Origin of the sequence: Prevotella sp. oral taxon 313, from assembly GCF_003043935.1 — a bacterium.
GTDB lineage: Bacteria > Bacteroidota > Bacteroidia > Bacteroidales > Bacteroidaceae > Prevotella > Prevotella jejuni.
Genome location: NZ_PYXE01000001.1, coordinates 765,243 through 780,743, shown reverse-complemented (window position 1 = coordinate 780,743; position 15,501 = coordinate 765,243). Strand labels below are relative to the sequence as shown.

11 protein-coding genes and 1 pseudogene are annotated in these 15,501 nt (G+C 43.0%); 7 read left to right on the top strand and 5 right to left on the bottom strand.

Going from position 1 to position 15,501, the window contains the following annotated elements; genetic code table 11:
* Positions 1 to 92: 92 nt before the first annotated feature.
* Positions 93 to 1,361, top strand: coding sequence for a leucine-rich repeat domain-containing protein (locus AXF23_RS03050; protein WP_107624255.1), 1,269 nt, complete (start codon positions 93 to 95; stop codon positions 1,359 to 1,361).
* A gap of 288 nt (positions 1,362 to 1,649) precedes the next feature.
* Here the strand turns inward: AXF23_RS03050 and AXF23_RS03045 are convergent.
* Both AXF23_RS03045 and AXF23_RS03040 read right to left on the bottom strand, forming a co-directional pair.
* Positions 1,650 to 2,247, bottom strand: a pseudogene (locus AXF23_RS03045) (hypothetical protein).
* 501 nt (positions 2,248 to 2,748) lie between these two features.
* Complete coding sequence (locus tag AXF23_RS03040; RefSeq protein WP_370445503.1) at positions 2,749 to 3,054, bottom strand: Abi family protein; 306 nt, start codon at positions 3,052 to 3,054, stop codon at positions 2,749 to 2,751.
* A 1,339-nt stretch (positions 3,055 to 4,393) separates the two neighbouring features.
* Between AXF23_RS03040 and AXF23_RS03030 the strand changes: the two genes are divergently transcribed.
* The 6 genes from AXF23_RS03030 (at position 4,394) to AXF23_RS03005 (ending at position 12,048) form a co-directional block, all read left to right on the top strand.
* Positions 4,394 to 5,485 (top strand): aldose epimerase family protein, encoded by a 1,092-nt coding sequence (locus AXF23_RS03030; protein ID WP_107624253.1) that lies wholly within the window; start codon positions 4,394 to 4,396, stop codon positions 5,483 to 5,485.
* 44 nt (positions 5,486 to 5,529) lie between these two features.
* A complete protein-coding gene (locus AXF23_RS03025) occupies positions 5,530 to 6,813 on the top strand; it encodes an MFS transporter (RefSeq protein WP_107624252.1) in 1,284 nt (427 codons plus the stop codon).
* A gap of 92 nt (positions 6,814 to 6,905) precedes the next feature.
* Positions 6,906 to 8,066, top strand: a complete 1,161-nt coding sequence (galK, locus tag AXF23_RS03020) for a galactokinase (protein ID WP_107624251.1) — start codon at positions 6,906 to 6,908, stop codon at positions 8,064 to 8,066.
* 226 nt (positions 8,067 to 8,292) lie between these two features.
* Complete coding sequence (locus tag AXF23_RS03015; protein ID WP_107624250.1) at positions 8,293 to 8,961, top strand: NUDIX hydrolase; 669 nt, start codon at positions 8,293 to 8,295, stop codon at positions 8,959 to 8,961.
* Positions 8,962 to 9,522: 561 nt separating this feature from the next.
* On the top strand, positions 9,523 to 11,538 hold the full coding sequence (locus tag AXF23_RS03010; protein ID WP_107624249.1) for a transketolase family protein: 2,016 nt from the start codon (positions 9,523 to 9,525) through the stop codon (positions 11,536 to 11,538).
* Between the two features lie 63 nt (positions 11,539 to 11,601).
* A complete protein-coding gene (locus AXF23_RS03005; protein WP_107624248.1) occupies positions 11,602 to 12,048 on the top strand; it encodes an RpiB/LacA/LacB family sugar-phosphate isomerase in 447 nt (148 codons plus the stop codon).
* An 832-nt stretch (positions 12,049 to 12,880) separates the two neighbouring features.
* Here AXF23_RS03005 and pyk read toward each other — a convergent pair.
* The 3 genes from pyk to AXF23_RS02990 are packed head-to-tail and all read right to left on the bottom strand — an operon-like array spanning position 12,881 to position 15,474.
* A complete protein-coding gene (gene pyk, locus AXF23_RS03000) occupies positions 12,881 to 14,344 on the bottom strand; it encodes a pyruvate kinase (protein WP_107624247.1) in 1,464 nt (487 codons plus the stop codon).
* 20 nt (positions 14,345 to 14,364) lie between these two features.
* Positions 14,365 to 14,709: a hypothetical protein gene (locus tag AXF23_RS16210; protein ID WP_233251227.1), complete on the bottom strand. Its 345-nt coding sequence runs from the start codon at positions 14,707 to 14,709 to the stop codon at positions 14,365 to 14,367.
* 21 nt (positions 14,710 to 14,730) lie between these two features.
* Complete coding sequence (locus AXF23_RS02990; protein ID WP_107624246.1) at positions 14,731 to 15,474, bottom strand: hypothetical protein; 744 nt, start codon at positions 15,472 to 15,474, stop codon at positions 14,731 to 14,733.
* Positions 15,475 to 15,501: the final 27 nt, after the last annotated feature.

The following is a 15,501-nucleotide window of genomic DNA, read 5'->3' as shown; positions in this document are numbered from 1 at the left end:
CTTATAGAAAAACATTTTATAATAAATTTTGTTTATCTTTGTGTTTAATCTTCCGTAAATCAAAAAAGTATTATTTATATAAAAATACTAACATGAAACAAATTTACATCTTGTTAATAGCCCTACTCATGGGCTTATCAGCTAAAGCAGAAAGCTCTGGTACTTGTGGACCTAATCTAAAATGGCACCTTACTGATGATGGAGTTTTAACCATTACAGGAAAAGGGGAAATGTATGATTATTCAGTTCCATACAACAGTGCACCATGGAGATACTTTGGTGTTAAACGAATTATAGTAGGTGATAGTGTTACGACAATTGGAGAGTATGCTTTTAGCTATTGCAGTTCTCTAACCTCTATAACCATTCCCAATAGTGTTACGACAATTAAGGAATATGCTTTCAGCAATTGTAGTTCTCTAACTTCTGTAACCATTCCCAATAGTGTTACAACAATTGGCGACAATGCTTTCAACGGTTGTAGCTCTCTAACTTCTGTAACCATTCCCAATAGTGTTACAACAATTGGCGACAATGCTTTCAACGGTTGTAGCTCTCTAACTTCTGTAACCATTCCCAATAGTGTTACGACAATAGGAGGTTGGGCTTTCAGCGATTGTAGCTCTATAACTTCTGTAACCATTCCAAATAGTGTTACGACAATTAGAGAGTATACTTTCGACAATTGCAGCTCTCTAACTTCTGTAACCATTCCCAATAGTGTTACGACAATAGGAGGTTGGGCTTTCAGCGGTTGCAGCTCTCTAACTTCTGTAACCATTCCCAATAGTGTTACGACAATAGGAGTTTGGGCTTTCAGTATTTGTAGCTCTCTAACCTCTGTAACCATTCCAAATAGTGTTACTACAATTGGCGACAATGCTTTCATGGGTTGCAGTTCTCTAACTTCTGTAACCATTCCTAATAGTGTTACGACAATAGGTAGCGAAGCTTTTAGCGATTGCACCAACCTACAAAAAGTAAATATCGGAAATAGTGTTAAGACTATAGGAGAATTCGCATTTAACAAATGTACCAATATAACACAGATTTCAAGTGAGGCAGTCGTACCTCCAACCTGTGAATCAGGTGTTTTTTTCTACATAAATACATCTAAATGTAAACTTATTGTTCCTAAGAATAGTCTTGACGCATATAAACAAGCATACCAATGGGAAGATTTTTCCTTAATAGAAGGTAGTACTACTGGCATTACAAACACTGTTTATAATAAAGCAGGACTTGCTGATGTCTATACAATAGATGGAACAAGACGGCTAAGTAAAGCAAGCACTGACGAAATTAATGCTTTGCCTAAGGGTGTTTATATCGTCAATGGTAAAAAGATAATCATTAAATAATGGACACAATGGTTTTCCTAAGCCACACCATATATTTTTACTTGTTGTATGTTCATCTGACAAAGAAATAAGAGTAGGAACAGAAACTTACAAGGAAAACTTCGATGGCTTATACAGAAAACCTTATTACTATAGAGCAGCAAGTGAGCAATCATTTGCTGCTTTTTCATTTACTTTCTAATAAATATCAATACAAAGAGTTATATTTGAAAAACGAAAAGGAGAGTAATATATGATTAAATTCAAAGAAAAAACAAGAGAAGATCTTTGATAAGCACTACAAATATGCTATTTGAAAGACTGCATCAGTGGAATCAATACCTTTTCTTGCAGCTCTTTTCTATCAATAGTGGGGTACATCTCATCTCCTTTGATTTGAAATGAAGGTGTAAGACAAATAATGTAGACTCTGCCGTTTATAAAATATGGAACAGCATACAAGGGAGCCTCGCATTCTTCTATCATGAAATACTCCTTGTTGATGACATGAAAACTCCATCTCGCCTCTGCAGACTCCAAGGCAACGATTGCTACTACCATCTTTCTGTAGACTGTCTTTAAGCAGCCATACATCTTTTGTTGTGATCGAAAAAGGATGTTTAAGCCACTTGGCATCCAACCCTTTCACCACAGCTTTGATAAGCCATGTATTTGCTTTGTCTTTGTGTAGACCAGTAAAAGCCTTACCTGTCCATCGAAGTTTATAAGTGTTTTCTACAGATATAATGCTGTAAGTTGGTGTAGACTTCTGCCCTTTGACGTTTTGTTGCAGTTGCTTATTCTGATTTTGTTGTGAATTATCTTTTGCCGCCGATGATACCGTCTGCGCTGTACAATTACAAAGTATGCAAACCAGACCTACGAAATATAATGCTAATCTCTTCATGCTACTGTTATATTTTAAACCTAAACTGATTTGACATTGGAGTAATAGTTGGCTTTGGAGCTGCCTCAATCTCTATATATAACTTTCCCGCCTTTATCAATCTGTGAATAAATTAAGCGTAAAGATAGTTTTTCCACCTTATACAACATACTTTTGTACATTAATTATTCTTAATGATGACTCATCCGAAATATGGAGTGATAAACTAAAACTCTTACATATAAGGCACACAGAGTCACGGAGGGGACGGAGGTAACGCAATGTCACGGAGGTGCCGAGGGCACAAAGAGCGACGGAGGTGTAGCGTACAGATTTCTGGTAACTCTTTTGGGATAAACACTTTGTATATAAATTGCTAATAGAATTGGCAAATAAGCTCCGTTGCTCTATGCACCGACGGCGCCTCCGTTACTACTATAGCTTTGTATTTAATAATCCTCCGTTCTCTCCGTGTCTCCGTGTGACATTACTTCAAACTCTAAACACAAGTGGCAAACCTTATCACTCCAAAATCCTGAAGACCTCTATTTTTTCGAGTTCATTAAACAAGAACACGCGGAGCTTTTTGTCAAAACGGTACAGCATCATGACTTGTTCGAATGTTGCTCCTTCTTTATAAAGGTGGAGGTTCTTTGGTATCTTTAGTAATGGATACATATAAGCAGACAGGCGATAATAGCCGATATGCTCTAAGAAATGCTCAGCTCTTGATGTATTTGAGACAAAAAGGCCTCTTTCTTGCAACAAAGAAACGAGGTCTCGAGCTGCTGTATAGCCTTTGCCAAAAGGTACTGTATGTGATATCATGATATAATAAAAAACGACCCGCACATTTGAGCATCGTTGAGAGGCTTGGCGGGTTCTAGCATTGCAAAGATAGAAGAATTAATTGAATAATCCAAGTCTTTATTAATAAAATGCACTTAAAGGGTTCATTTTTGGCTTTTTCATGAAAAACAACATATATAATATACATCTTGACCGTACTCATTTACCCTTTTATAAATATAAAACCAGAATATTATACTCGCAAAACAAGAAAGAACTAATATCATACTTAAGTTCAAAGAAAATTAAGAGAAGAACTTTTAGTGGGTTCTAAGTAGCCGATTGAGCGGAGAGAATTGTCTAAGAAATAAACTTAAAAGGTAATAGGACATCCGTAGGATGTGCATTGCTATATAGAAGACGAAGGGGAATTGTGCTGCTATTGACGCTGCAATAAGATACAACAGAGCACATATAACTTACAAACATTGGGAATGCTTATAGAATATCAAAGGTAGACAGACTTGTTATTTACACCGACGAGCCCAATTAGCAAAGCCAAGAAGACAGCGAAAATAGCGATACTCGTACACAACTATACGAACAGGAAAATAGATAAGAATAATAAGAACGAAACATGAAAACCCACACTCCTACTCCGCTATACGTACAGAAAAAGGGATGACAATACGAGGAACGGAACGGGAAAACCCTCACTCGAGCGTAGTAAAACGGACAGGAAAAGGGATGACAATACGAGGAACGAAACATGAACAACCACTCTTTTACACTGCAACACGGACAGGAAAAGGGATGGCAATACATGGAACGGAACAGGAAAACCCTCACTCGTACGTTGTAAAACGGATAGGAAAAGGGATGGAAAGACTGAGCAGGAGACATGGCAGGCAGAAAGTTTGTAAAGAAATATTGTATGCTGGATGGTAGGATAGGCTTATCTACGTTCTAAACAAGGCCTTTCTTCCTTGCAGAAGACGCCCTTCAACACCCAAGAACACGCCCTTCTTGACACTTGAAAGGCACCTTCTCCTAAGCTGCAGTTTAACCGTTTGATTACTTGATAGTTACAACTCGACAAGAAAACACTATCAGCGGGATAAAGAGAAGGTTTTCGCTTCTATCATTGTAAAGTTATTTCGCATGCACGCCACGGTTATTTGATACGGATTACACCACTAATAAAGAAAAAAGAAAGCAGAAAAAGCCTACATTTATTACTCCCTTCAAGGACACAAAAGACGCAATGTTAATTGTTTTTAACACACCATACACTATTATTTTCAGGGTTAAGTTTGCAGTTTTCGTTTATTTTTATTTACTTTGCAAACCTTGATAAGTAACTAAAAACAGAAACATCATGGTAAATACCGAAGAGACACACTACGCGTGTGGACTGAAGAAAGAAGACTTCCAAACGACAATAGACGGTAAGAAGACTGATCTATACGTACTCAGAAATGCCAAGGGTAATGAGGTTGCAGTCACTAATTACGGTGGTGCGATTGTTGCTATTATGGTTCCTGACAGGGACGGTAACATGGCTAATATCATCCAAGGACATGACAATATACAAGAGGTAATCAGCTCGCCAGAGCCTTATCTTTCTACACTCATTGGTCGTTATGGCAACCGTATAGCCAAAGGTCGCTTCCAATTGAACGGGAAAGAGTATAAACTGGCTATCAATAATGGTCCTAACTCACTCCATGGTGGTAAGAAGGGCTTCAATGCTAAGGTGTGGGATGCAGTACAAGTTAACGACCACGCTGTCGTATTGAAATACATTTCTTCATACGGTGAGGAAGGTTACACAGGCGAGGTTGAGGTATGGGTAGCCTATTCCTTCTCTGATGATAACGAGCTTATTATCAAGTACTCAGCAAAGACAAACAAGAAGACCATCATCAATCTTACAAGTCATGGCTTCTTCTCATTGGCTGGTATAGCTAATCCAACACCAACAGTTGACGACTTAGAATGTCAGATTAACGCAGATTTCTACCTCCCTATCGACGAGACTTCTATCCCGACAGGTGAGATCTTGAAGGTAGCAGGAACTCCATTCGACTTCCGTGAACCAAAGGCAGTGGGCAAGGACATCGACGCCGACCACGAACAGATTAAGCATGGCGCAGGTTACGACCATTGTTTCGTTCTTAACAAGAAGGAGGAAGGCGAGTTGTCGTTCGCTGCGCGCATCAAAGAACCTAAGAGTGGCCGAACGATGGAAGTCTTTACAACCGAACCTGGCGTACAGGTCTATACACACAACTGGGCCGACGGCTATAAAGGTCAGCATGGTGCAACCTTCCCACGTCGCAGTGCTATCTGCTTTGAAGCACAACATTTCCCAGACAGTCCAAACCATCCTTATTTCCCATCGGTCATCTTAGAGCCATGTAAGGAGTACACACAGAAGACAATCTATAAGTTTGGTGTAGAGAAGTAGAATACTAACAGCGGAATAATTAATAAAAAACAGTAATACAAAAGATGGAAAATCAAACTAACAAAAAAGGAACTTTGGTGGCCATTATCACCATGATGTTCCTATTTGCAATGATCGCTTTCGTTACCAACATGGCCGCCCCATTCGGCACAATATGGAAGCAGCACTACGAATGGGCAGGTATGATGGGTAACATGATGAACTTCTTGGCCTACCTCTTCATGGGTATTCCTGCAGGTTTGATGATTTCGAAATACGGATATAAGAAGACTGCTCTTGTTGCCTTAGCACTTGGTTTAGTAGGTATCGGAATACAGTTCTGCTCAAGTGCGATGGACGGAAACGCTATCATCACCTACATTGTTTACTTGCTCGGAGCCTTCGTTTGCGGTTTCTGCGTATGTATCTTGAATACCGTTGTAAACCCAATGTTGAACCTTCTTGGCGGTGGTGGTAACCGTGGTAACCAACTTATCCAGACAGGTGGTTCGTTGAACTCACTCGCAGCAACGCTGACTCCAATGTTCGCAGGCTCTCTGATTGGTGAGATAACAAAGGATACATCGCTCAACGCAGTAAGACCTTTGTTGCTGATAGCACTGATTATCTTCGCAGTATCATTCGTTATCGTTTGGTTTACACAGCTGACAGAGCCAGAGACAGAGAAGACCGACGTCCTTGGTGGTGTCAAGGAGGCTTTGCATTATCGCCAGTTGAAGCTCGGAATCATCGCCATCTTCTTCTATGTAGGTATCGAGGTAGGTATCCCAGGACAGCTCCTCTTCTACCTCAGTGAGCCAGTTGCAAATGGTGGTGTACTCGGTAGTGCTGCCACAGCAGGTCTTATTGCAGGTGTTTATTGGATGTTGATGCTCGTTGGACGCTTCGTTAGTGCCTTCATCAGTGGCAAGGTTTCATCTCGTATGCAGCTGACCGTTACTTCTGCCGTAGCCCTTCTCCTCTTGCTCGTGGCAATCTTTATGCCAGAGGACGTGAAGATGAGCCTTTCAATCCCTAACCTTGCAGAGAGCACATTCGACCATGTAGAGGTGCCAACAAAGGTGTTGTTCATCATTCTTTGCGGTATCTGTACCTCTGTTATGTGGGGTGTAATCTTCAACCTTGCGACAGAAGGTCTTGGTAAGTACACCGCTACAGCCTCTGGTCTCTTCATGACAATGGTCGTAGGTGGTGGCGTCATGCCATTCATTCAGAACCTCATGGCAACAAAGGTAGGCGACATCCAGAGCTACTGGATTATCGTTGGCATGTTAGCCTACATGCTCTTCTATGCTTTGATTGGCTCACATCCTTCAAAGAAGGCTTAAACAGACATCTTTTATAATGGCAGGCATGGTGCTTGCCATTATATTGATATATAAACATAAAACCCAAACTATCAATTAAAAACATTACTAACATGGACATAGAATTTGTAAGAAGTCGTTTTGTAAAGCACTTCGACGGCCAGACTGGAAACATTTATTTCTCACCAGGACGTATTAACCTTATTGGCGAGCATACCGACTATAACGGTGGCTTCGTATTCCCTGGTGCAGTAGACAAGGGCGTCATGGCGGAGGTTCGTCCTAACGGTACAAATACTATTATGTGCTACTCAATCGACCTCAAGGACCGTGTAGAGTTCAAGGTTGACGACCCAGAAGGACCACGTGCGACATGGGCACACTTCATCTATGGTATGGTACAGGAGTTCAAGGCACTTGGTGTCGACGTAAAGGGATTCAATATTGCTTTCGCTGGCGACGTTCCTCTCGGTGCAGGTATGAGTTCTTCTGCCGCTATGGAGAGCTGCTTCGGATGCGCATTGAACGACTTGTTTGCTGATAATAAGATATCAAAGTGGGACATCGCACTCGCTGGTCAGGCTACAGAACACAAGTATATCGGTGTGAACTGTGGTATCATGGACCAGTTCGCAAGCGTCTTCGGACAGAAAGGTAAGCTGATGCGCCTCGATTGCCGCAGCCGTGAATTCGAGTACTTCCCATTCAATCCAGAGGGTTACAAGCTCGTTCTTGTTAACTCAAAGGTAAAGCACGAACTCGTTGGTAGCCCATACAACGACCGTCGCAGAAGCTGTGAGAATGTTGTTGCAGCTATGGCTAAGCATTTCCCAGACAGGAAGTTCGAGACATTACGTGATGCTAATTGGGACGATTTAGAGGCTGTCAAGGATGTGGTTAGTGCTGAGGACTACAAGCGTGCACACTTTGTTCTCGGTGAGAAGGAGCGTGTCCTCGCTGTTTGCGACGCCCTCGTTGCTGGCGACTATGAGACTGTTGGCCAGAAGATGTACGAGACACATCACGGACTCAGCAAGGAGTATGAGGTAAGCTGTGAAGAACTCGACTTCCTCAACGACGTTGCTAAGGAGAATGGTGTGACTGGCTCGCGCATTATGGGCGGTGGTTTCGGTGGTTGTACCATCAACCTTGTTAAGGACAACGTGTACGATAAGTTCATTGCTGACGTGACTGAGAAATTCAATGCGAAGTATGGTCACGCACCAGAGGTTTATCCTGTGGTTATCAGCGACGGCTCTCACAAGGTTTGCTAATGACTGGGTGGCATCTCACGAGGTGTCACTCCCCGCAAATACAATATTAGACATAGGGCCGAACAAGCCTACTGCTCGGCCCTTATCTAAGAACTAAGGAAAAGAAGAATACCAAGTATTTAACACAAGACATAACCTTAAACTATCACCTTTGCACAACAAAGAGATACTCCAACACAACCAACAAACATCAAAACAATAAACATCTCTAAACAAAACCTAAAATATGAACAAATACTACAAAGGAGAACCTAAACTATTAGTTTCAGTCGATTGCATCGTATTGGGATTTGAAAACAAGAAGTTACAACTACTCGTTGGTAAGCGTGTAGTCGAACCTTACAGCGGAAAACTCTCTCTCTATGGCGGCTTCGTTAGAGAGGATGAGAGCTTGAAAGAGGCTGCTAACAGAGTCTTATACCAATGTACTGGCATCAATAACATCTATATGCGACAGGTGGGAGCCTTCGGTGAGACCGATCGTGACCCTGGTGACCGTGTTATCTCAATCGCTTATTGCGCACTTATCAATGTCTCTGACTACGACCGTAAGCTCTTAGAGAAGAATGACTTGCAGTGGGTTGATGTCAACAACCTACCCGACTTATATGGTGACCATATCGAGATGGTACAGATAGCATTAAGTCAACTTCGCAAACTCATCAACAAAGACCCTCTTGGATTTAATCTTCTCCCAGAGCTATTCACCCTCACACAGCTGCAGAACGTACACGAAGCGATCTTAGGAGTTGAGATTGATAAACGTAATTTCCGCAAGCGTATCAAGCAGATAGACTTTATTGAGAAGACAGACCTTATTGATAAGGTGACAAGCAAACGTGGTGCTGCGTTGTATCGTATCAATAAAGAAATTTATGCTGAGGCCTCACTATAACCTATTATAATAGGGGATTGATAGAAGAATCCTACTAAAACCATTTTTACAAAGGGTATATCGAATGTAGAAACGTTATGGATCTATATTCTGATGTGCCCTTTTTGTTATCTTACTATCCATCAACCACATACGCCCTAAGGCCTTCTTTTATGCGTCATCGGCTACGAGAAGAATCCTGCGAATGCCCTACTCCATTCAATGATAGGACATTACCGACCCTTTACGACTATTCCTACGACGAAAGAAGACGTTAACAAACCCTCTATACAGTCCCACCTCAAAGTAAAGAACAACTATACACAAACATAATAAGACCTTAAAACACACAGAAAAAACCAATGATAAGACGGCGTTCAAAGCTAAGCAGAATATTACACAAGCAAAGACAGCAAACCAACAAACCAAGCGCAAGACAACTAAACACCAACGAAACAAAGTAAGACAAATACCTACGTTTAGGCAATTTTCAATATTTTGAGAAAATAGTAAGTTTATTATTTTGATGTATCCATATTTATCTTTATATTTGCATTATAATTTCAAAAATCCAATCTATTTATGAATGACAAGCAATTGATGGACCAAGCCGCGGATAACATCAGACTTCTCGCAGTGTCAATGGTTGAAAAAGCAAAGTCAGGGCACCCTGGTGGCGCTATGGGTGGCGCCGACTTTATCAACGTTTTATTCTCTGAATTTCTCATCTTTGACCCTGATCAACCTGAATGGGCAGGCCGTGACCGTTTCTATCTCGACCCAGGTCACATGTCGCCAATGCTCTACGCTGCACTGACACTACAGAGAAAGTTCACTGTTGACGATATTAAGCAATTCCGCCAATGGGGGTCTGTCACGCCAGGTCATCCTGAGAGAGACATTAAACATGGCATTGAGAACTCTTCAGGACCATTGGGACAAGGCCACGCATACGCTGCTGGTGCAGCAGTAGCCGAGAAGTTCCTCGAAGCAAGGCTTGGTCATACCATGATGCAACACAAGATTTACGCCTTTATCTCTGACGGTGGCGTTCAAGAAGGCATTAGTGCAGAGGTAGGACGATTAGCTGGTAACTTAGGACTCAACAACCTTATTATGTTTTATGACGCTAATAACATTCAGCTTTCTACTGAATGTGGAGACGTCATGGACGAAGACACCGGCATGAAATACCGTGCTTGGGGATGGAACGTACTGGAGATTGATGGCAACAACGCAGACGCTATCCGTGAAGCATTGGTAGCTGCTAATAAGGAGGAAGACCGCCCTACGCTCATTATCGGTAGGACTGTTATGGCGAAGGGAGCACTGCAAGCAGACGGCAGTAGCTACGAAAACAGTATTAAGACACATGGTGCACCATTGGGTGGTGACGCCTACATAAATACAGTAAAGAACCTTGGTGGTGACTTAGAGGACCCATTCAAGATATTCCCAGAGGTACAGAAGCTCTATGACGACCGTGCCGCAGAACTCAGAAAGATTGTTGCTGAGCGTCATGCAGCCGAAGAGTTATGGGCAAAAGAGAACCCTAAGAAGGCAGAACAGATGCACGAGTGGTTCTCTAATAAGGCTCCAAAGATTGATTGGAGTGGACTTGTACAAAAGCGTGACATCCCTACCCGCAATGGATCAGCAGCTTGTCTCGGTGTCATTGCAGAGCAGGTTCCTAACATGATCGTATCATCTGCCGACCTAAGCAACTCTGATAAGACTGATGGTTTCCTAAATAAGACACACGCATTCACACGTGATGATTTCAGTGGAGCCTTCTTCCAAGCAGGCGTTAGTGAGTTGGCAATGGCCTGTATGTGTATCGGTATGATGCTACATGGTGGTGTTATCACTGCAATGGGAACGTTCTTTGTCTTCTCCGACTATATGAAACCAGCCATCCGCATGGCTGCCCTCATGCAGACACCAGTTAAGTTTGTATGGAGCCACGACGCTTTCCGTGTTGGTGAAGACGGTCCTACGCATGAGCCAGTGGAGCAGGAAGCACAGATACGCTTGATGGAGAAGCTGCAGAACCATGCTGGCCAAGACTCAGTACGAGTGCTTCGTCCAGCCGACAGTGACGCTGCCACCGTATGTTGGCAGATGGCTATGGAGAACATGGACACGCCAACAGCGCTCATCTTCTCACGTCAGAATGTGAAGAGCCTACCAGAGGGAACAGACTACCAGTTGACTCGCAAGGGTGCATACATCGTCACTGGCTCTGACGAACAGTTTGATGTTATCCTCGTTGCAAGCGGCTCTGAGGTATCAACCTGCGTTGAAGGTGCTGAGTTACTACGCAAAGACGGCATTAAGGTACGTGTTGTGAGTGCTCCATCAGAGGGTCTCTTCCGTCGCCAAAGCAAGGAGTATCAAGAGCAGATCCTGCCAAGAGACGCAAAGATATTTGGTCTTACAGCAGGTCTCCCAGTGACCCTTGAGGGCTTGGTGGGTGCTAATGGCAAGGTATATGGCCTCAACAGCTTCGGTTTCTCAGCTCCTTATAAGGTGTTAGACGAGAAGTTGGGCTTCACAGCCGAGAACGTATATAAGCAAGTAAAAGAGTTTTTAGCATAAACGTTTAACCAGACGTCCCTTCTTCCTCACGGCAGTAAGGGACTCATAAAACCTAAACAGCTTATGGAAATTAAGACAGTAGGAGTTGCCTGCGACCACGCAGGCTATCCATTAAAGCAGTTCGTAATCCAGTATTTGGAGAACCACAAGTATGCATATAAGGATTTTGGCTGTAATAGTGACTTAAGTTGCGACTATCCTGACTATGCTCACCCATTGGCTGAAGCCGTAGAGAGTGGTGAGGTGTACCCGGCTATTGCGATCTGTGGTAGCGGTGAAGGAATGGCCATAACACTTAATAAACACCAAGGCGTACGTGCTGGCTTGGTATGGAACAAGGATGTTGCCGAGTTGACTCGACAGCATAATGATGCGAATGTCATCGTCCTCCCTGGTCGATTTATCGACAATAAGACAGCCGAAAAGATACTCGACGCCTTCTTCAAAGCCAGCTTTGAAGGTGGAAGACACGAACGTCGTGTTAAGAAGATACCTCTTCAACACGATTAGGATTAGCCCATCAAGGGAAAAAAAATTATATAAGTTGCATTATGACAAAGGTGTTCAGAAATTCTTCTGGCACCTTTGTTTATTTTAGTCCTTACCTTTCTTTATTAATGGCTGGCTCTGCCTCCACTTAGAAGCACCTCCTTCCCGTTTTGACAGCACAATCCTTCCAGATTAAGAACACTATCAGCTTCACCTAAAAAAATGGCCTTTCCAAATTGATAACACCATCCTTTCGAGCCGATAGCACTATCGACTACATCTAAAAGACTACCCTTCCCGGACCGATAGCACTATCAGCTTCACCTAAAAGAATAATCTTCCCGAATTGATAACACCATCCTTTCGAGCCGATAGCACTATCGACTACATCTAAAAGACTGGCCTTTCCGGACCGATAGCACTATCAGCTTCATATAAAAGGATAACCTTTCCGAATAAATAACACGCTCTTGCCACATTGAAATCACTATCATTTTACCCTAAAAAGACTAACCTTTCCGAATTGAAAGGATTATCTTCTTCACTTGAAAGAAGCATCCTCCCAAACTAAGAACATTATCTCCTCTCCCTTAATAGTATTGCATTTTCATTACTGATAGTACTATCTACCCATAACTAACAGTACTATCACCAACCGCTAAAAGCTAATTTTAACAGAAAGTCAACAACATAAACCCATCAACGAAGGCTTCTTCATTTTATATTCCCCTATCGCTCAAGCCCTCACAAAGCCCTTTCCACCAACTGTATCCACCGTTTGTATAATACGAAAAATGGTCGCTCCAAGACAGGAACGACCATGATAAATCCTTTTGTTAAGGCTCAAGAAGCATTAAGCCTCTTCCTCACCCGTATTCACACCCTCTGGGAGATGGAAGCGATACTTGCGTGCGAAGACATCACCCACCTTGTTTATCTCAAGGAAAGTAGTGCCGCCACCATTGCCAAACGTACCAGAGAGGTAGGCTATCTTATCTTCTAACTCGATGTAACCCTTCTGACGAAGCATACGCAAAGCGGCTGTAAACATCTCTTCATTAGACTTATGGCGATGCTGATAGACAGCAATAACACCATAGCTAAGGTTCAACCAGCGCTGTACCTTGTCCTTATAGCAGATAGCCAACACAGGGTGTGGACCACGGAAGGCAGCAAGATTGCGAGCCGTCTGACCCGTCTCGCTGTCGGTGATGATACCCTTAACACCCAACTGCTCGGTAGCCTCGATAGCACTTCGTGACAAGAACTCACGCTGATCATTCTGATTAATCATCGGCACAGTGATGTGTCCACGCTTATGAGCGTCCTGCTCTGCCGCTTCCGCAATACGAGCCATCGTCTGAACAGCCTCAACAGGATACTTACCGCTTGCTGTCTCACCGCTTAACATCAGTGCATCGGTGTGACTATAGATAGCGTTTGCAATATCGGTAACCTCAGCACGTGTAGGACGAGGGTTATTAATCATCGTATGAAGCATCTGAGTAGCCACGATAACAGGCTTCTTCTTCAAGATACACTTGTCAATGATACTACGCTGAATACCAGGAATCTGCTCGATAGGAACCTCGATACCCAAGTCACCACGTGCAATCATGATACCGTAAGAAGCATCGATAATCTCGTCGATATTGTCTACACCCTCTTGATTCTCAATCTTTGAGATAATCTTAATATCAGAGTTATGCTCGTCAAGTATCTTCTGTACTTCAAGAACATCAGCCGCTGAGCGAACGAAAGAATGGGCAATAAAGTCGATATCCTCCTCTATTGCCAACAAGATATTACTCTTGTCTTTCTCCGTAAGGGCAGGGAGTTCGATATGTTCACCCGGTACGTTCACACTCTTACGAGAGCCAAGATCGCCCTCATTCTGCACCTGTGCGATCAGCATTGGGCCATCGCTTTCAACAACAAGCATGTCTAATGCACCGTCATCAAATAAGACGTGGTCGCCAACCTTCACATCACGAGCGAAGTCAGGATAAGAGACATTAATGATGTCCTTGGTTGTGTCCATCTCAGGACGGCCAATGATCTTAACCATATCGCCTACTTTATAATGAATAGGCTCGTCCAATGCGGTCGTTCTCACCTCTGGTCCCTTGGTATCAATGAGCAAGGCTAAGTGTTGCGACACAGCCCTTGTGTTGCGAATAATCTGTCTGATACCCTCTTGACTGGCATGAGCTGTATTCATACGCACAACGTTCATACCTGAGAAGAACAGCTTTCTTAGGAAGTCAACATCACAGTGACGGTCGCTAATAGAACATACTATCTTTGTCTGTTTCATAAATTTGAGTGTGTAAAAGTTTAATTTGACATCGCTGAGAATATTATATATAAGAGTGACGACATGAGAATAACGAATAACAAGAAGCCAACAAAGATGATTGTTACCTTCTTTCCCAGTCCACCCTTCGATGGTTTTCGCTCCACCGTAGGTCTGGCTTGTACGTTCATGTTATCCCGCTCCACTTGTACGTGGCTCACTGTGGCCGTCGTCTCAGCCCGACTGCCATCTGGGGCACCCATCTGTGGGGTGGCCACCGTCATACTCTCACCACAATAGGGGCAATTACATCTTAGCGTGTTGCCACCCTCCGACTGAATAACAAAGGGACGATGACAATGTTTGCAAGCTATCTGAAATTGCATTCTAACCTCCTTTCGTCTTTATTATCTTATGTCGTCAATGAGGATATGACCATCTTGCGATAGCACCTTCACCTGACGATACTCCGTTTCTCCATCTTGTGACAGTCTTACCTTATACCAGTTGTCATCTATAGGAACCACTGTCAGATTGCGCAAAAGCTGTGAGAGGTCGGGCTCGGTAGCAGTGTTTCCGAAGGCTCCCCACCACATCGTCGACTCTTCAACATCCGCATCATAACCATCAGGCACACCGAAGACGATTCGACGACAGTAGTCGGTAAGGTAACGACTATAGAAGTTTGCGTCAGCATCATCTACCAGAACGGCCTTCTGATAGAACGATGTTAGGAAACTACATATCCCCTTCCGCTTCTCATTCTGCTTTTGTACGGCTGCTTCTTGAGCCTCCATCTGTGCACGCACCTGCATCAACGAGTCTGAATGAGCCTTCCTTTGTGCCTGCAACTCCATCTGGGCAGCCTCCTTCTCGTTCTGCCAGTAGATAAAACCAAAGACGGCCAAGCCACCTAAGATAAGTACAATCAGAATCGTAAGAAGTATTTTTTGCATTGAATTTTGGTTCCCGCTGTCATGCTGATCATTGATAGGTTGCTGTGCAACAGGGGACACAGGGCTTACCTGTGAAGGCAAGTTGACAAACAACGACTGCCCACAATAAGGACAAGTACACTGTAAACTCTCGCCACCATTAGCCGTAATAGTAAATGTGCGATTGCATTTGTTACACGTTACATTATATTGCATACGCTATGACTTCTTAATAATAATGAT